Here is a 17,172-nt window from a genome sequence, read left to right as displayed (position 1 = left end):
TGGCCGGTCTCCTCGATGAAGAGAAGTGAAATTATCTCGGAAGCATTGTCGACCGCGCGGCCGAGCGCAAGAGCACCGTACGGTTCACAGGTTGAGGTCGCGGCCGCGGAAGAACCGGGCGGCGGACGATCACTCGGGCGACGTACCCACCGGGGCGTCGAGCAGAGCCGTCAGCAGGTCGCGCAGCAGCCCGATGCCGTCCTGGCTGAGCACGGACTCGGGGTGGAACTGCAGGCCGGCGAACGTCCTGCCGCGTAGCGCGTGCACGTCGCCGTTGTGCGGGTCGCGGGCGACCTCGACCGGCCCGTACCCGGTGTCGAGCCGCTCGCTGTCGTGCGTCGCCGCGAAGGTGGAGTAGAAACCGACCCTGGCCGCGCGGCCGAAGAGCTGGATGTCGCGCTGCATTCCCTGGTACGGCTGGGCCTTCCGGCGCAACGGCAGTCCCAGGAGGCCCGCGGTGAGCTGGTGGCTCAGGCAGATCGCGAGCATGGGCCGGCCCTCGTCGAGCAGCCCGGCCACGATCCGCCGCATGCGCGCGATCTTCGGATCGTCCAGCTGTCGCGGGTCGCCCGGGCCGGGCCCGGGGATGACCAGGTCGAACTCTTCGACCGGGATTTCGCAGTCGTACCGCACGAGCCGCGTCGAGAGCCCCAGCACCCGCAGCTGATGCACGAGCATGCCGGTGAACGTGTCCTCGGCGTCGACGACCAGGGCGCGCCGGCCGGCCAGCGCGGGATCGGCGGCGAGGCCGTCGCGGGGCTGAAGCCAGAACGGCGCGAGGGTCGCGTTGCGCGCGACGAGCGCGGCCTGCACCTCGGGATCGGCCGCGAGCGAGGCGGGCGCCTCCGGGCCGGCCGCGGATGCCGTCGCGCCGGAGTTGCCGGCGGCTGAGCCAGGCCCTTCGGAGCCGGCCACGGCGGGCGTTTCCGGACCCCTCGCGGCCGATTTGTCCATTGTGGACTGTTGGGGGTCGAGGCCGAGCGCCCGGAGTACGGCTGCGGCTTTTGTATGGGTTTCCAAAACCTCGCCGTCGGGCGTGGAGTGGCGGACCAGCGTGGCGCCGACCGGGACCCGCAGGCGGCCGGCGTGGTCGATGTCGGCGGTGCGGATGAGGATCGGGGCGTCCAGCGTCGGGCGGCCCTGGGGGTCGCGGCCGAGCAGGGCCAGGACCGCGCCGTAGTAGCCGCGGCCGCGGCGCTCGTGGCGGGCGACCACGCGGCAGGCATTCTCGATCGGGCTGCCCACGACCGTCGGGGCGAACATCGTTTCACGCAGGACGTCCCGCACGTCGCGGGAGCCCCGGCCCGCCAGGAGATACTCGGTGTGCACGAGATGGGTCATCTCTTTCAGATACGGCCCGATGACCTGGCCCCCGAGGTCGGCGACGGTCGCCATCATCTTGAGCTCCTCGTCGAGGACCATCGACAATTCGTCGATCTCCTTGCGGTCGGCGAGGAACCGCAGCACCGCGGGCCTGGTCGGGGTGCCGCGCAGGGTGCCGCTGATCGGGTTCATCATGACCAGGCCGTCGTCGACGCTGACGTGCCGTTCGGGGGTGGCGCCGACCAGGGTCCGCTCGCCGGTGTGGACGACGAACGTCCAGTACGCGCCGCGCTCGCGGGTCAGCAGGCGGCGGAAGACCGTGAGCGCGGCCGCGACCGGGTCGCCTTGGAGGTCGGCCTCGAAGGCACGGTGGATGACGAAGTTCGAACCCTCGCCGCGACCGATCTCGTCCCGCAAGACCGTTCGCACGATGTCCGCGTACTCGTCGTCCGCCACGTCGAAGCCCGCGTTGTCCAGCACGATAGGGTCGTCGGGCAGCGCGGCGACGAGGTCGGAAACGGAAACCTCGTGCCGACTCCGAATGTGCAGAACCGACAGCGGAGTCCCGTCGTCGACGCAGTCGAATCCGCGCTCGCGAACCTGCCAGAACGGCACCAGTGCAAGGCATTCCTCGGGAAGGTCGGCGAGACGCTCCACCGTGGACACCGGCCCGGCGAGCACCTCGACGGCGTCGCGCCCCTCCCGCCGCAGCAACGCGAACGGAGTCCCATGCGGCAGCGCGTTCCCGGCCGCACTCGCGAGGCGGGTTTCACGCGGCGGCGCGGACGGGGCCTCGGGTGGCGACGCGTTTCCGGCGGCCGGTTCGACGCGCTCGCCGACCGGTGGGTGTGCGGCGGCCCGGGCCGGCGCGGGCTGAGCCTTGGGGTTGCTCGTCATCGGTTTCCCTTCGGGGTCGGTGGCCGCCTGCGAGGCGGCCCCGGCTTCCCGGGAAAGCACAACGGCCGCCTCGATGGGCGGCCGCGGATGGTGTCGCGCGGAAGTGTGGCCGCCTCGTCAGGCGGGCCACCAGCAACTGTTCATGCGCGCGGACACGAGCAAGAGCGTACGGGGCGAACCCCGCCGGCGCCAGCACCCCGGCGGAGTTCGTCGAAACGGCGAGCGCCTCAGGTCACCTGTTGAGGGAGCCCATCTCGGCGTAGCGGGCGCCCGCCACCCCGCGGCCGATGGAGAGTTTCTCGATGGCGGCCAGGTCGTCCGCCGTGAGCTCGACGTCCAGGGCCGCGGTGTTCTGCTCGACGTACTTGCGGCGCTTGGTTCCCGGGATGGGCACGATGTCGTCGCCCTGCGCGAGGACCCATGCCAGGGCGAGCTGGGCGGCGGTGACGCCCTTGGCCTCGGCCAGCTGGCGTACCTCGGTGACCAGATCCAGGTTCTTCTGGAAGTTCTCGCCCTGGAAGCGGGGGTTGGTGGCCCGGAAGTCGCCGGGGCCGAACTGGTCGGGGCTGGTGATCTCGCCGCTGAGGAAGCCGCGGCCGAGCGGGCTGTAGGCGACCAGGCCGATGCCGAGCTCGCGGAACAGCGGGAGGATCTCGTCCTCGGGGTCGCGGCTCCACTGCGAGTATTCGTACTGGCCGGCCGTGACCGGGTGCACGGCGTGGGCGCGCCGGACGCTCTGCGCCGAGGCTTCGGAGATGCCCAGGTGGCGGACCTTGCCCGCGGCGACCGCCTCGGACAGGGCGCCCCAGGTCTCCTCGACGGGGACGGTCGGGTCGACGCGGTGCTGGTAGTACAGGTCGATGTGCTCGACGCCGAGGCGCTGCAGCGACGAGTCGACGGCCCGGCGGACGTACTCGGGGCTGCCGTTGATCCGGCGCGCGCCGCCCTCGCGCTGGATGCCGAACTTGGTGGCCAGCACCACCTGGTCGCGCCGGTCGGCGATGGCGCGGCCGACGAGCTGCTCGTTGGTGAACGGGCCGTACATGTCCGCGGTGTCCAGCAGCGTCACGCCCAGGTCGAGCGCGCGGTGGATGGTGGCGATGGACTCGGCGTCGTCGCCGGGGCCGTAGAACTCGCTCATGCCCATGCAGCCGAGGCCGAGCGCCGAGGTGGTCAGTGCACCGAGGTTTCTCGTTCGCATGCCCCCTACGTTCCCCCTTGGAGCGCGCTCGAAGTCAAATACACTGCGAAAACATGGAAGCCGGGTTCACCATCGCGGAAGTGGCCGAGCACACCGGGCTGACCGCGCACACGCTGCGCTACTACGAGCGCGCGGGGCTGCTGAGCCCGCCGTCGCGCGGCACGAACGGGCATCGCCGATACTCGGAGCTCGACCTGGGCATGTTGCGAATCCTCACCCGGCTGCGGGCGACCGGGATGTCGATCGCGGAGATGCGCCGCTACGCGCAGCTGTGCCGCAGCGGGCCGGCGACGTTCGAGGCGCGGCGGGTGCTGCTGGAGGAGCATCGCCAGCAGGTGCTCGACCGGATCGCGGGGCTGCGGGCCGACCTGGAGAGCATCGAGACGAAGATCAAGCTCTACGCGGAGGGCGACTCGCGGGACCTGCCGGTCCGGCGGGAGCGGGCCAGGCCGTAGAGGCAGACCAGGGCGGCCAGAACCATCGGCGCGCCGTCGCGGATCAGGCCGTCCGCGCCCAGGAGCAGGTAGCACAGCGTGGGCTGCACCAGCAGCACGAACGCGGAGATGCAGCCGAGCAGCAGGCGGGCCCAGCCGTGCCCGAACAGGGCCACGAAGCTGATGATGCCCGCCACCAGGCCGATCGCCAGGCCCAGGACGAACCAGGAGACCACCAGCGGCACCGAGATCTCCGGCCGCAGGCGTGGGATGTCGAACAGCGAGCCGAGCGCGACCAGGCACGGCACGAGCATCAGCGCGGAGTAGGACAGCGCGGCGACGCGGGCCGTGAGGACCCACGGCGGTACCACTCGCCGGGGCTGGCGGCGGGTGAGGTGCTCGTCGATGCCGGGCGAGCGGAACAGCTGCCAGAGGACCGCCGCGCACAGGGCCGCGACCACGACGAGGCCGACGATGACCGGGACACGGGGCAGGAGGGCGCCCTCCTTCGGCTGGACCAGCCGCGCCGAGGCGAACACCGTGGTCACGGCCAGGATCAGGCCGAGCGGGCGCGCCGTGAGCCGGCCGAGGCGCACCTCGCGCATCAGCAACAGCAAGCCGATCGCGCGCAGGATCGCCCAGAACGTGCGTACGCCCAGGCCGAAGCCGGCCTCGGCGGAGTACCGCAGATTGATCACGTCGACCACGACGGTCGCCACGGCCGTGAGCAGCAGGAGCCGGCGCAGCCGGCGGCTCGCCGGGGTGGGCGGCGGCGGGCGCTCGAACCGCACGAGGTCGCTCAGCGAGCGTCCCGCGCCGTTCATGGAACCGCACGCTAACATCCGGGCTCGCGGCTTATCGTGGGGGCATGCTGGAGCACCTTCGCGTCCTGGTCGTCGACGACGAGCCGGATCTGTGCGAGATCGTGCGCAGGGTGCTCAGCCGGGCCGGCGCCGAGGTGCTGACCGCTTCGGGGCTGGCCGGGGCCCAGCGCTGCCTGGCCGAGCACCCCAAGGGCATCGACCTGGCGATCACCGACCTGAAGCTCAACGACGGCTCCGGCACCCAGGTCGCCGAGGCGGTGCGCGCCAGCAGCCCGGACGCGATGATCATGTACATGTCGGGGCTGCCGTACTTCGACGCCGCCGTCATCGAGCTCGGCCCGGACGCGTCCGTCATCGCCAAGCCGTTTCGCGCCACCGAACTGGTCGACACCGTGCAGACGGCACTCATCAGGGCCGGAAGGGTCGCCCCGGAACGTTAACGGGCGGTCACCGCGGGGCATAGGGTCCTTACACCGTGTCCCCGGGAGGTGGCGCACTCGATGACTGCCAAGCCTTCTGAGCCTTCTGACGACTCGGTCACCGAGGCGCAGCCCTCGGACGATCCGGTCCCGGGCGGGCCCGATCGGCCCACGCGCCTGAGCCGGCGCTCGTGGCTGGGGGTGCTCAAACGCACCGTCAAGGAGTTCAACAACGACAACCTCACCGACTGGGCCGCCGCGCTGACGTACTACGGCGTCCTGTCCATCTTCCCGGGCATTCTGGTGCTGTTGTCGGTTTCGGGGCTGCTGTTGACCGACACGACCCAGGATGCGGTACTGAACAATGCTCAGGCGCTCTTCCCGGCCTCGATCGCGGGGCCGATGACCGCCGCGATCACCGAGCTGAAGCGGGGCTCGCACGTGGCGGGTCTCCTCGCCGTCATCGGCCTGCTGGGCGCGATCTGGACGGCATCCGGATACGTCGGGGCGTTCATGCGCGCCTCCAACGCCATCTACGACGTGCCGGAGGGGCGGCCGATCTGGAAGGTGCTGCCGATCCGGCTCGGGATCACCATCGCGGTCGGCACGCTGATCGCTGCGGCGGCGCTGAGCGTCGTGTTCACCGGCCGGTTCGCGGAGCAGGCCGGCGGGTGGGTCGGGCTGTCCAAGGAGTCGGTGCAGATCTTCGACATCGTGAAGTGGCCGGCGCTGCTGGTCGTGGTGATGCTGATCCTGGCGATCCTGTACTGGGCGGCGCCGAACGCCCGCCAGCACGGGTTCCGCTGGATCACGCCCGGCGGCGTGCTGGCCGTGTTCATCTGGCTGATCGCCTCCGGCGCGTTCGCCGTCTACGTCTCGAACTTCAGCTCCTACAACAAGACGTACGGCACGCTCGGCGGGATCATCGCCTTCCTCGTCTGGTTGTGGATCTCCAACATCGCGATCCTGCTCGGCGCCGAGTTCGACGCGGAGCTGGAGCGGGGCCGGGCGATGGAGGCCGGACTGGCGGCCGAGGACGAGCCCTACGTGCCGCTGCGGGACGACCGCAGCGTCAACAAGGACCAGCAGACCGGCCTGAACTGATCAGCGGGTCGACGGGGTCAGGGCGGCGCCGACCTGCTCGACGAGGCCCGACATCTCGAAGGCCACCTGCCCCACGTCGCAGCCCGGCTGGACCATGGCCGCGAGGCTGGCCAGGTTGTCGCCCTCGCCCAGCGCCATGACGAACAGCAGGCTGCGGTCCATCTCCACGATGGTGCGCAGCACCGGGCCCGACGCGGTGCAGGCGGACAGGCCCTGGGCCAGGCTGACCACTCCGGCGACCATGGCGGCAAGCTGGTCGGCGCGCTCGGGCGGCAGCTCGTTGGAGGCGGCGACCAGCAGTCCGTCGCCCGAGACGGCCACCGTGTGGCGAACGCCGACGACGCGTTGCGTGAAGCCGCTCAGCAGCCAGTCCAGCCCGGTGGTCGGTGTCATGCCGCAGGAGGTCCTTCCGTGTTCGTGGCCGCGGTCACCGGATGCGGGGTGGCCGCCTGCTGGTAGCCGGTCAGGAGATCCCGGACGGCCTCGGGCTCGAGGTCCACGGTAGGGCCATCGGGCGTGCGTACGGGACCCCGGACGACGGGGACGAGGGTCGAGCGCGGGTGCGGCACGTCGACCGGCTCGCCGCCCGGCAGCGCCTGGCCGCGTTCGAACGGGCGCGGCGGGAGGCGGCGCACCACCGGCGGGTCCACGGCCGGCAGCGGGGCGCTCAGCACCAGGGCCGGCGGCAGCTGGACGATCGCGCGCAGGCCGCGGCCCGACGGCGGCGGGCGCAGGGTGACGGTGAGCCCGTGACGGGCCGCCAGCCGGGCGACGACCGCGAAGCCCAGGCGGTGCGCCTCGGCGGCGTCGAGCGGCGGCGGGTCGGCGAGGCGCGCGTTGTGCTCGGCCAGGGCCGGGGCGGGCAGGCCCGGGCCGCGGTCGGCGATCTCGATCACGGCGCCGGCGCCGGCGCGGCGGGCCTCCACCAGGACCGGGCGGTCGGGCGGGCCGTTGCGGGTGGCGTTGTCGAAGAGCTCGGCCAGCAGGTGTACGACGTCATCGACGGCCTCGGGCGCGATGTGGACGTCGGCGGCGACCCGGACGTATTCGATGCGGGGGTAGTCCTCGATGCGGGACTGGGCGGCGCGGACCAGGTCCAGCAGGGTGACCGGGTCGCGGCGGCCGACGGACGTGTCGGCGCCGGTCAGCACGAGCAGGCTCTGGTTGTCGCGGCGGATCCGCGTCGCGAGGTGGTCCAGGGCGAACAGCTGGGCCAGGCGGTCCGGGTCGGCCTCGTCGCGCTCGGCGGCGTCGAGGTGATGGACCAACTCGTCGGCGAGGTGCTGGCTGCGGCGGGCCAGGCCGATCACGGCGGCCGAGGTGCCGGCGCGCAGGGCGGCCTGCTCGGCGACGGCGCGGGCGGCCTCCTCGCGTACGACGTGGATGTCGGAGTCCACGTCGAGCAGCACCGGCGCGACCCGGCGCGGGGTCCGCGCGGTGCGCACGGCCAGGGCGATCGACGCCGCGACCAGGGCCAGAACGGCCACCAGGCCGGCGATCAGGGTGCGGTTCTGCTCGTCGCGGGCGGCGCGGGCGAGGGCGGCCTCGTCGGCGCCCGCGGACGCGGCCAGGGTGCTCAGCGCGTCCAGGGCCGGCTGGGCGTCGCCGGCCAGGCCGGACGGGACCCGGGCCAGGCGGTCGCGCCACGCCGGGGGCACGCTCTCGCCGAAGCGGCGCAGGGCGTCGAGGTGGGCGGCCTGGTGCGCGGCGAGGCTCTCGTGCCAGGCGGGGGTGTCGTCGCCGCGCAGGTCGAGGAGCTGGATCTGGGCGAGCTGCTCGCGGGCGACGGCGAGCCAGCCCGACGCACGGGCGGCGGCCGCGACGGACGGCGGGGCAGGGCGGCGGGTGGTGTCCTGCCGCAGCTCCACCACGTCGGCGATCAGCTGGGTGTATTGCAGGAGGAACTCCCCCGCCCCCACCCCGGGCGAGCCGGCGGCGGCCCGGGTGCGCAGGTCGCCCAGGGCGTCGAGCTCCGCGACGAGCGCCGGGGTGAGCAGGCCGGCGGCCGCGGCCCGGGCGCGCAGGTCCCGCAGGGCCGGGTCGGCGGCGGCGATCTTCTCCTGCAGCGCGACCTTCGCCTCGCCGGTGCCGGACAGCAGCACGCGGGCGGCGGCGTAGCGCTCGGCGCCGAGGGCGGTGGCCGCCGTGTCGGCCGCGACGCCGGCCGCGATCGCGGGGCGCGGGTCGGCCAGGCGGCCGTTCTGCCCGGCGTACGCGTAGGCGGCCACGCCCGCGAGCGCCAGCAGCCCGGCCACCGGCAGCAGCAGCGCGAGCAGGAATCGGGGACGACGACTGGGCGCAGCATCGATCGGCACCGCTACCCCCTGACCTCATGTCCGGTCACTCATACGTACCACCCCTCGCAGGGAGTACGGAATAGATGACTTTTGGTAATCACGATTCATCCAGCTCACGCTGCCGGTTTCACCCGCTTTTGCGCGGAAGGCCGGGCACTTAAGCGAGAAGAAAGACAAAGTTGAACCGTGCTCGCACCTGGCCGCTTGAGGCCCGAACCGGCGCTCACTAGATTCTGCAGGCGTGGCCGAACGGCTCTTCCCGGATGACCCGGGCGACGCGCCCAAGAAGGTGAAGGGCGCGTTCTTCTCCGACTACACCGGCGAGTTTCCCATGCCGCGCGTCCTGCAGTCGGCGAAGGAGGAAGCCCCGCGGCAGCCGGCCGCGAAGCCGGCCCAGCCGAGCCGGGGCCCCGCTCCGGCCTGGCTGCGCACCGGGCGCCCCGCCCTGCACGAGCTGACCCGCAACCGCCGGCAGGCGCTCATGGCCCTCGGCGGCGGCGCGGTCGCCCTCGGCGCGCTCGGCACGACGGCCGCGGCCGTCTTCGGCCCGCCCGCGGCCGACCCCGACGACTTCGTCAAGACCGGCAGCGGCGGCGGCAACATCTCCCCGCACGACGCCGGCTCGTTCTCCAACCGCGACGCGAGCTACACCAGCGGCCAGGGCGACCTCAACGACCTCGGCGCTTCCGGCACCGCCGACACGCCCTCGGCGGCCGCGGTCGCCGCGATGCGCGCCACCCCGCGCTTCCCGACCCCGCTCACCCGCGACCCGGTGCTGCACCTGCTGCGCCGCGCGACCTTCGGAGCGACCCCGGCCGACGTGGCGCTGGTCAAGCAGATCGGCATCGACGCCTGGATCGACCAGCAGCTGGAGCCGGACAAGATCCCCGATCCGGTCGCCGACGCCGCGCTCAAGGCCGTGCCGACCGTCACCATGACGACCGCGCAGATCCGCTCGTCGGTCAAGGACGGCGACGGCAAGCCGATGATGGAGCTCTCCCGCGCGGTCATCGCCCGGCAGATGTGGAGCAGCCGGCAGCTGTTCGAGGTGATGGTCGACTTCTGGAACAACCACCTCAACGTGACCAGCCCGTTCGACGGCGGCTGGGACGTGCGCGGGCCGTACGACTCGGGCGTCATCCGCAAGCACGCGCTGGGCAAGTTCTCCGACATGCTCATCGCCTCGGCGCGCGACCCGGCGATGATGCGCTACCTGGACAACACCTCCTCGGACCAGCGCAACGTCAACGAGAACTACGGGCGCGAGCTGCTGGAGCTGCACACCGTCGGCATCGACGGCGGGTACAACGAGAAGGACGTGCGCAACTCGGCGTACCTCATGACCGGGCGCACCGCGACGCGCGAGGGCACGTTCAAGTACGAGCAGAACCGCCACCGGACCGGCGCGGTGAAGGTGCTGGGCTTCCAGCACGCCAACAAGTCCCGCACGGACGGGCTCGCGGTCGGGGACGCCTATCTGCTGTACCTGGCCACCCACCCGTCGACGGCCCGATACGTGGCCCGCAAGCTCTGCGTGCGCTTCGTGTGCGACACCCCGCCGCAGGGGCTGGTGGACCGGCTCGCCAAGGCGTACCAGGAAAGCGGCTCGGCCGTCGTGCCGGTGCTCAAGGTGCTGTTCCGCTCGCTGGAGTTCTGGATCGCCACCGGCCTCAAGACGCGCCGGCCGCTGGAGAACTTCATCGCCACGGGGCGGGTGGTCGGCACCGCGCCGGGCACGGACACCGCCAAGGCGCTCGAGGACCTGTACAACTTCACCAACAAACTCGGGCAGCCACCGCTGGGCTGGGGCCCGCCGGACGGCTACCCGGACGTGGCCACGGCGTGGAGCTCGGCGGCGGGCATGCTGGAGACCTGGAACGCGCACCGCATGTTCCTGCAGCAGTCGTGGAAGGGCCTGGCCAACCCCAAGGCCGACAGCCTGGTCACACAGCCGGCCGCGACGCTCGGCACGTATCTCGACGTGCTCGCCAACCGACTGCTCTTCCAGCCGATGCAGCCCGCCGAGAAGGACGCGCTCATCAAGTTCCTCGGGGCCAAGGCCGACACCCGCATCACCGACACCAACCTCGGCGGCAAGCTGCCCCTGCTGGCCCCGCTGGTCCTCGACTCCGTCTACCACGCGCTGCGGTGAGGGACATGACCGACTTCCCGGACTTCCCGGACTTCCCGGAGGGTGAGCGCCGTCCTCAGAGCCTCGAGGAGCTGCGGCGGCACGGGCCCAACCTGTGCGAGGCGGCGATCCGCGTCCACGCCGAGAAGGTCACCGACGAGCTCGCCGCCGAACGCGACAAGTGGAGCAGGGGCTTCACCCGCCGCCGGCTCGTGCAGGGCGCGGGCTTCGTCGGCGTCGCGGCGCTCGGCACCCAGCTGGTGACCAGCCGGGTCTCGTTCGCCGCGCCCGAGGACAACAAGAACACGCTCATCGTCATCTTCCTGCGCGGCGGGATGGACGGGCTGTCGGTCGTGGCGCCCGGCGACGACGCGAACTACAAGCAGATGCGGCCGAACATCGCGGTGCCGATGGCGGCGATGAAGCCGGCCGGGCGCGGGTTCGGGCTCAACCCGGCGATGACGGCGCTGTACCCGCTGTGGGACGCCGGCAAGATGGCGGCCGTACACGCCGTGGCCTCCCCCGACGCGAGCCGCAGCCACTTCCAGGCCCAGGACGCGCTCGAACGCGGGGCCGCCTCGGTCGCGGTGCGCACCGGCTGGCTCGACCGCGTGCTGGCGCAGATGGGGCCGGGCACCACGTTCCGCGCCATCGCACAGGGATCGGCGCTGCCCCGCTCGCTCGTCGGCGGCGAGCAGGCGATCGTGCTCAACGGCATGCGGGACTTCCGCATCGACAACGACAACATGCGCAGCCAGACGATGGAGGCGCTCAAGACGCTGTACACCGGCCTCGACCACCCGCTCGCGAGCACTGCGGGCTCGACGCTGCAGGCGATCAACACCGCGCAGAAGCTCGCCACGACGCAGTACCGGCCGGCCGAGGGCGTGACGTATCCCGGCGGCGGCCTCGCGGACCGGCTGCGCGACATCGCCCAGCTGCTCAAGGCCGGCGTCGGGCTGCGCATCGCCGCCCTCGACGTCGGCGGCTGGGACATGCACACCAACCTCGGCGGCGTCGGCGGCGGCGACATGAAGAACTCGCTGACCAACCTCTGCGAGGCGATCGGCGCGTTCTGCACCGACATCGGCCCGCTGCTGGACAACACGACCGTCATCACGATGAGCGAGTTCGGCCGCCGCGTGCAGGAGAACGGCAACGCCGGCGTCGACCACGGCCACGGCAACGCGATGCTGCTCTTCGGCGGCGGCCTCAACGGCGGCAAGGTGCACGGCAACTGGCCGGGCCTGGCCGCATCGGCGCTCGACCAGGGCGACGTGGCCGGCGCCAACGACTACCGCGACATCCTGGCCGAGATGCTCAAGAAGCGCTTCAGCGTCGGCGACTCAGCCGCCATCTTCCCCAACCACGACTTCAAGACCCTCGACGTCTTCAAAGGCTGAACACGGGGCCCGTCGTCGTCTGCAGGGTGCACGCGTTGCCGAAGGTGTGCTGGTACGCCACCTTGCGCCCCTTCCAGCGGCCGCTCGCGGTCACCGTCACCGGGTCCCACTGCATCGTGCACAGGCCGCCGCCCAGCTGCAGCTTGTCGAAGCGCCCGCCGACCCTGGCGAGCTGCGCGCACGCCTCGCGCGCCTGGTGGTGGCTGCCGCCCGCGGGCTGGCAGCGCAGCGAGGCGCGGCGCTGGGCGGGCTGCGTCGAATCGCCCTTGGCGACGGTGAGCACGAGCTGGATCGGCTTCGGTCCGCTCGCGGCCTGGGCCGCCCCCGCACTCGCCGCCTCGACCGCGCCGACCGCCGCCAGCAGCATCGACGCTGCCGCGACCGCTCGCGTTACACCCATTCGTGTCCCCTGTTCGCGCGTTGACCCGTGCGGAGAGTCTACGCCGGACCGGCGAATTTTCCGGACATTTCATGATTTTTCGGTACTGCCCGTGCTGGATTCATGCGGGCCTTGCTCCCCGTTGATCGTCGCGCGGGATTAGGGTGCTCTACACGCGCACTTCCACCGCCGGAGGTTGGCCCCGTGCCCCTGGAAGCACAGGCCCAGAAGCTCGTCGCCGGCTTGGTCCGGGTGGCCGCGATGGCCCCCGTGGACGGCCCGGCGCCGGACCATGGGCTGCCGCCGGCCCACCGCCAGGTGATGCTGCTGCTGGGCCGCCGCGACCGCGAGTATCGGCTCTCCGACCTCGCCGCGGACCTGGGCGCCTCGGTCGCCGCGACCATGGCCCTGCTCTCCCCGCTCATCGCCGACGGCCTGGTGGAGATGAGCCCCGCCCCGTCGTATGCTGCCCGCGACATGCGCGTCGCCGCCACCGACCGCGGCCTGTCCACCACCCCCGCCCCTGCCAACTGGGCCGACCGCCTGCTCGCCGAGGTCGAGGGCCTGAGCGACAATCAGCAGGCCCGCCTCCTGCGCATGGTGACCGCACGGATCGGCCTGCTGCAGCAGCAGGGCAGCATCCCGATCACGCGGATGTGCCTGTCCTGCCGGTTCTTCGACGGATACCGCCACCCCGGCACGCCGGCCCCGCACCACTGCTGGTTCGTCGACGCCCCGTTCGGCTACCGCGAGCTACGCCTGCACTGCCCCGACCACATTCCCGGCGCCCCGCCCACTCCCGGCCGATAGGACCTTCACGCTCCGTGCACGGCCACGGCCCGTCGGCGCCCCACATCGGTGAACCTCGGCACGCTGTCCCGTGCGCGGGGCAGGAAGTGCTTTTATGCTGTTCGCGTGACAGGTTGGGGTACGCCATGAGCATGTCGGTGACGACCAACGTCATGATGGACGGATCGACCGTACTCTCCGTCCGGGGTGAGATCGACCACAGCAACGCGACCACACTCCGTCAGGAAATCGTGTCAGCCGCCACGCAGCGCCGCCCCGGCGCCCTGCGGGTCGACCTGGGCCTGGTGACGTTCATGGATTCGGCCGCGGTGGGCGCCCTGGTCGCAGCCCAACGCGAGTCAGGCGCCGAGGGCGTCCGGATGGTGGTATGGCGAGCCAGCCCGTTCGTACACCGCCAGCTACGCACAGCAGGAGTCCACGAGATCCTGGGCACCCCAGCCGAACAGGACACCGACCACATCCCGTTCTGACGGCCCCTTCCCGCCACGCTTGCGACTCGACCTCCCGGCTCGAACGTTTCCGGCCGCGGTTACTGATTGCGACACCTCCCCGTTTCATCGCCCAGTCCCCCCTGGCCAGCCCCAACACAACTACGCTCCGCGGGAAGCACCATGCCGGATTTTTCGCCTGCCGGGAGAAAAATCGGGCGTGAGGCACGGTGCGAGCCGGCCAAGACGCCGAGCCAGCCAGACCGACGAGCTGGACTGACCGACGAGCTGGGCCGACGAGCCGGGCCGACGGGCCAGTGGGCCGCCAACAAGCCAGTTGCGCTGCCGGCGGGCGAGGCCAGCAAACCAGGCTGGACCGCCGACGAACGACAGCGCTCAGTGCATCCGCGAGTCGGTCGACTCCGTCCCAGCCGGGCGCCTGCGGCTGATTCTGTGTGCCCGCTCCCCCGCCGTCACGCTGCAAATCGCTGACAATGGGCTCCTGCAGGCCCTGCGATCACGGGCCGGATTTTTACCTTATAGGGCGAAAAATCCGGCGCGCACGCCGGATCGCCAAGCTGAGCCGCTGGCGAAGAACCCCTTGGGGCCTCCCACTCCGACACGACGGCGTCGCCGCCGCGCGGCGAGAGCAGCATGTCGGATTTTTCGCCCGACGACGGATAAATCCGGCGCGGAGCGCCGGATTCGCTGCAGAAGACGGCGACGACGCACGGGAAGACGAGGGTGGAGGGGTCGGACGGACCCGGGCACGTGGACTCGCCGGGAACCATGCCAGAGGGCCGAACGAACGGCGTGAATCTGCCGGAACCGTGGGCAAAGAGCCGGACGCCGGAGCGTGGACTCGCCGGAACCCGGCCAAAGAGCCGGACCCTGGAACGTGAACCTCCCGGAACCACAGCAGAGGACAGAACCCGGGAGCATGAACCCGCAGGCGTCAACGACGCTCGAAATTTGACCCTCTGGCGACGCGCCTCCCGCAGAGGGTCATTTTTCGGCCGTCGTCGACAGCCGGAACCGGGGCAAAGAGTCGGGCCCTGGAGCGTGAACCTGCCAGGAACCACAGCAGGGGCCGGACTGGGCGGCGTGAATCCGCCGGGACCGGGGGCAAAGAGCCGGACGCCGGAGCGTGGACTCGCCGGAACCCGGCCAAAGAGCCGGACCCTGGAACGTGAACCTCCCGGAACCACAGCAGGGGTCCGAACGAGGCGGCGTGGACTCGCCGAAACCCGGGCAAAGAGCTTGAACCTGCCGGAGCCAGAGCGGAGGGCAGGAGCCGGGATTGAGCCCGCCGGAAATCAGAGTCGACGGGAACAGGAGCTTGGCAGGGACGGTGGTGGAGGGGCCGCGTTGACCGGCCGGATACCCAGCACCGGAGCGGGGGTGTTGGAGTCGGGGCACCAGAACGGGCTGGAAACGGGTCGGTCCTCCGAAGTGGCCCGTGCGGCGGCGGGGGGCTTCGGAGGACCGGTTGGGTCGCGGGAAAGTTTCTTCAGGCGTTTGAGATGTCCGACGATACCGGGGACGGGACCGCGGCCGGCTGGGTTGGGACCTCGTAGCGGTTGGCCGGGGCTGGGCGGACGTCGTCGTGGGGGAAGACCCAGACTCGGTAGGCCCACAGGCGGAAGACCATTGCCAAGGCTACGCCGATCACCATGCCGAAGATGAAGTCGGAGAGCTCCTCGACTGTGCGGCTCACGTTGGGCACGTGCAGGCCGAAGATGTACTGGGCCACCCACAGCGGGGCCGAGTTCAACGCTACGCCAATGCCGTTGACCACGGAGTACAGCAGCATCTCGTGGTGCCGGCGGCGGCCGCCGCGGGTGCGGAAGGACCACTCGCGGTTGAGGAAATACGAGACCACCGTGGCGATGACGTTGGCGATCGTCAGCGCGGTGACCGGTTTCGCATCGAGGACGGTCAGGCGTAGGCCGTAGTTGAGGACCAGGCTGACCACGTAGCAGAAGCCGCCGACGATGAGGAACTTCACCGTCTCGCGCTTCCTGCGGAGCAGGTCCGCTACCTGCCCCGGCAGCAGATTAAGGGTCCGGTCTATAAGCCGCATCGCCGCGACTATACCCGGCAAACCTTGCGCCACGCGCACCGCTGCTAGTGAAAAACTGTCCGGTACCCCTCAGCGACCCACCGTGCACACGGATGCCGCGAGCGTCATCGAAACCGACTCCTGCAGGGGGCCGACCACGACGCAGTACGCGACGGCGGGGTCGACGCCGCGCACGACGTACTCGGCGGTGCCGGGCGGGACGGTGCCCAGCACCGTCGCGGGGGCACCGGCGCGGGACAGCGCGACGACGATCGTGACCGGGAGCGCCGCCCAGGTGACGGTCAGCTCCTTGCCGCCGTCGCGCAACCGTAAGTCGCGGATCACGGCGCCGGACGGGGCCGCCGACGGCGCCGATGACACCGGGGGCGGCGTGGCGGTCGGCACGCTGGGCTCGAGGCCCGCGGCGGCCGAGGCGCCGGCCCGGGGGCCCGCGTCCGGGAACTGTTGCCAGAGGACAAGCCCAGCGAGTACGGCACCCAGGAAGAGCACGACCACCACGGACATCAGCGGCCACACGGACCTCGCCGCCGGCGCGGGCGGCGGCTTGGACGGCGCGACCGGGTCGACGACCGTCGGCGGCGGCGCGATCGAGACCGGGGCCGAGGGCATCGGGGGCTCGACCGCCGCCAGCTCCCACTCCACGGCCTTGGTGAACGGGTGGCGGGTGCCCAGCCGGGCCCGGGCGGCCGCGTGGGCCAGCGTGAAGAGGCGGCGGGCCTGCAGGGCGTCGCCGGTGGCGTACTGCAGCGCCGCCAGCTCGGCCGCGATACGGATGGTGTCGAGATCCTCGGCGCCGTACTCGCGGCGGTGGATCACGTAGGCGGCGTTGAGCATACTCAAAGCCAGGGCCGTCTCGCCGCGGTCGCGCTGGAGCAGGGCCAGGTTGACCCGGGCCAGGCGCACGGCGCGGCAGACCGGGTCGGTGCCCTCCTCGTCGATGCCGCTGTCCAGGACGCGGTGGTAGAGCCGCTCGGCCTCGTCCCACTCGTCGTGGTCGTGGCGGACCGCGGCCAGCACGGCGACGGCGTGGACCGTGCGCGGGTCCACCTGGCCGTATCGCCGCTCGGCCTGCGTGGCGACGGCCTCCGCCAGGTCGTAGGCGGCGTCGAGCTCGCCGAGCTCGCGCAGCACCTCGGCGAGCAGCCGGCGCGCGGTGAGCCGGTCCTCGTCGGACAGGGCGGGCTCGGACAGCAGCCGCTGGACCTCGTCGCGGGCGCTGGTGAAGTCCCAGCCCACGATGAGACGCTCGACCTCGTCCAACCGGTCGGTGACATCGACAGTACTCACAGTATCCCTCCGCCCCCGAGAGCTTAGGGATGCCGATGACGCAACGCCAGCTTTCGATCACGCAAAGATGCGGACCGTGCGACAAATGGCGTCGGCCCCGGCAGCCTGCCACGTCGCTGCCGGAGCCGAGCCGTCCGCGTCACCGCGTCAGA

General features: G+C 71.6%; 15 protein-coding genes. 7 read left to right on the top strand and 8 right to left on the bottom strand.

Annotated features, from left to right (window positions below; all coding sequences use genetic code 11):
• Positions 1 to 129: 129 nt before the first annotated feature.
• Positions 130 to 2,220 carry an anthranilate synthase family protein gene (locus ACQPY0_RS11755; RefSeq protein ID WP_432987805.1) on the bottom strand — a complete coding sequence of 697 codons (2,091 nt, stop codon included), beginning with the start codon at positions 2,218 to 2,220 and terminating at the stop codon, positions 130 to 132.
• 232 nt (positions 2,221 to 2,452) lie between these two features.
• A complete protein-coding gene (locus ACQPY0_RS11750) occupies positions 2,453 to 3,421 on the bottom strand; it encodes an aldo/keto reductase (protein ID WP_432987803.1) in 969 nt (322 codons plus the stop codon).
• A 53-nt stretch (positions 3,422 to 3,474) separates the two neighbouring features.
• On the opposite strand from ACQPY0_RS11750, the gene ACQPY0_RS11745 reads away from it, so the two are divergent.
• Positions 3,475 to 3,876: a MerR family transcriptional regulator gene (locus tag ACQPY0_RS11745; RefSeq protein WP_432987800.1), complete on the top strand. Its 402-nt coding sequence runs from the start codon at positions 3,475 to 3,477 to the stop codon at positions 3,874 to 3,876.
• On the opposite strand, the gene ACQPY0_RS11740 is transcribed toward ACQPY0_RS11745, so the two are convergent.
• On the bottom strand, positions 3,819 to 4,679 hold the full coding sequence (locus tag ACQPY0_RS11740) for a hypothetical protein (RefSeq protein ID WP_432987797.1): 861 nt from the start codon (positions 4,677 to 4,679) through the stop codon (positions 3,819 to 3,821). The two genes, ACQPY0_RS11745 and ACQPY0_RS11740, sit on opposite strands and share 58 nt — an antisense overlap.
• A gap of 44 nt (positions 4,680 to 4,723) precedes the next feature.
• On the opposite strand from ACQPY0_RS11740, the gene ACQPY0_RS11735 reads away from it, so the two are divergent.
• Both ACQPY0_RS11735 and ACQPY0_RS11730 read left to right on the top strand, forming a co-directional pair.
• Positions 4,724 to 5,119 carry a response regulator gene (locus tag ACQPY0_RS11735; protein WP_432987794.1) on the top strand — a complete coding sequence of 132 codons (396 nt, stop codon included), beginning with the start codon at positions 4,724 to 4,726 and terminating at the stop codon, positions 5,117 to 5,119.
• A 60-nt stretch (positions 5,120 to 5,179) separates the two neighbouring features.
• Positions 5,180 to 6,202: a YihY/virulence factor BrkB family protein gene (locus ACQPY0_RS11730; protein ID WP_432987792.1), complete on the top strand. Its 1,023-nt coding sequence runs from the start codon at positions 5,180 to 5,182 to the stop codon at positions 6,200 to 6,202.
• Here the strand turns inward: ACQPY0_RS11730 and ACQPY0_RS11725 are convergent, their stop codons facing one another.
• The gene (locus tag ACQPY0_RS11725; RefSeq protein ID WP_432987790.1) at positions 6,203 to 6,595 is read right to left on the bottom strand and encodes a roadblock/LC7 domain-containing protein; all 393 of its coding nucleotides are present in this window, start codon (positions 6,593 to 6,595) and stop codon (positions 6,203 to 6,205) included.
• Complete coding sequence (locus ACQPY0_RS11720) at positions 6,592 to 8,517, bottom strand: ATP-binding protein (protein ID WP_432987787.1); 1,926 nt, start codon at positions 8,515 to 8,517, stop codon at positions 6,592 to 6,594. The genes ACQPY0_RS11725 and ACQPY0_RS11720 overlap by 4 nt, the downstream gene beginning before the upstream one ends.
• A gap of 223 nt (positions 8,518 to 8,740) precedes the next feature.
• On the opposite strand from ACQPY0_RS11720, the gene ACQPY0_RS11715 reads away from it, so the two are divergent.
• Positions 8,741 to 10,651: a DUF1800 domain-containing protein gene (locus ACQPY0_RS11715; protein WP_432987784.1), complete on the top strand. Its 1,911-nt coding sequence runs from the start codon at positions 8,741 to 8,743 to the stop codon at positions 10,649 to 10,651.
• Positions 10,652 to 10,656: 5 nt separating this feature from the next.
• Complete coding sequence (locus ACQPY0_RS11710; RefSeq protein ID WP_432987781.1) at positions 10,657 to 12,033, top strand: DUF1501 domain-containing protein; 1,377 nt, start codon at positions 10,657 to 10,659, stop codon at positions 12,031 to 12,033.
• Here the strand turns inward: ACQPY0_RS11710 and ACQPY0_RS11705 are convergent.
• Positions 12,023 to 12,433 (bottom strand): SSI family serine proteinase inhibitor, encoded by a 411-nt coding sequence (locus ACQPY0_RS11705; protein ID WP_432987779.1) that lies wholly within the window; start codon positions 12,431 to 12,433, stop codon positions 12,023 to 12,025. The genes ACQPY0_RS11710 and ACQPY0_RS11705 overlap by 11 nt on opposite strands.
• Positions 12,434 to 12,616: 183 nt before the next feature.
• Between ACQPY0_RS11705 and ACQPY0_RS11700 the strand changes: the two genes are divergently transcribed.
• A complete protein-coding gene (locus ACQPY0_RS11700) occupies positions 12,617 to 13,222 on the top strand; it encodes a hypothetical protein (RefSeq protein WP_432987776.1) in 606 nt (201 codons plus the stop codon).
• Positions 13,223 to 13,353: 131 nt separating this feature from the next.
• On the top strand, positions 13,354 to 13,692 hold the full coding sequence (locus ACQPY0_RS11695) for an STAS domain-containing protein (protein WP_432987774.1): 339 nt from the start codon (positions 13,354 to 13,356) through the stop codon (positions 13,690 to 13,692).
• Between the two features lie 1,468 nt (positions 13,693 to 15,160).
• On the opposite strand, the gene ACQPY0_RS11690 is transcribed toward ACQPY0_RS11695, so the two are convergent.
• Positions 15,161 to 15,658: a GtrA family protein gene (locus ACQPY0_RS11690; protein WP_432987772.1), complete on the bottom strand. Its 498-nt coding sequence runs from the start codon at positions 15,656 to 15,658 to the stop codon at positions 15,161 to 15,163.
• 144 nt (positions 15,659 to 15,802) lie between these two features.
• Entirely contained in the window at positions 15,803 to 17,020 is a 1,218-nt protein-coding gene (locus ACQPY0_RS11685; protein WP_432987770.1) for a hypothetical protein, read from the bottom strand.
• Positions 17,021 to 17,172 lie beyond the last annotated feature (152 nt).

It is taken from the genome of Dactylosporangium sp. CA-233914 (genome assembly GCF_050942935.1).
Taxonomy (GTDB): Bacteria; Actinomycetota; Actinomycetes; order Mycobacteriales; family Micromonosporaceae; genus Dactylosporangium.
Note: the sequence above shows the minus strand (reverse complement) of the source record. Positions and strands in the feature narration are given on the sequence as shown.

Coding starts and splice junctions, on each gene's coding strand:
- ACQPY0_RS11755 (WP_432987805.1), bottom strand. CDS start 2,220: ATGACGAGCAACCCCAAGGCTCAGCCCGCGCCGGCCCGGGCCGCCGCA.
- ACQPY0_RS11740 (WP_432987797.1), bottom strand. CDS start 4,679: ATGAACGGCGCGGGACGCTCGCTGAGCGACCTCGTGCGGTTCGAGCGC.
- ACQPY0_RS11705 (WP_432987779.1), bottom strand. CDS start 12,433: ATGGGTGTAACGCGAGCGGTCGCGGCAGCGTCGATGCTGCTGGCGGCG.
- ACQPY0_RS11725 (WP_432987790.1), bottom strand. CDS start 6,595: ATGACACCGACCACCGGGCTGGACTGGCTGCTGAGCGGCTTCACGCAA.
- ACQPY0_RS11710 (WP_432987781.1), top strand. CDS start 10,657: ATGACCGACTTCCCGGACTTCCCGGACTTCCCGGAGGGTGAGCGCCGT.
- ACQPY0_RS11735 (WP_432987794.1), top strand. CDS start 4,724: ATGCTGGAGCACCTTCGCGTCCTGGTCGTCGACGACGAGCCGGATCTG.
- ACQPY0_RS11750 (WP_432987803.1), bottom strand. CDS start 3,421: ATGCGAACGAGAAACCTCGGTGCACTGACCACCTCGGCGCTCGGCCTC.
- ACQPY0_RS11695 (WP_432987774.1), top strand. CDS start 13,354: ATGTCGGTGACGACCAACGTCATGATGGACGGATCGACCGTACTCTCC.
- ACQPY0_RS11730 (WP_432987792.1), top strand. CDS start 5,180: ATGACTGCCAAGCCTTCTGAGCCTTCTGACGACTCGGTCACCGAGGCG.
- ACQPY0_RS11745 (WP_432987800.1), top strand. CDS start 3,475: ATGGAAGCCGGGTTCACCATCGCGGAAGTGGCCGAGCACACCGGGCTG.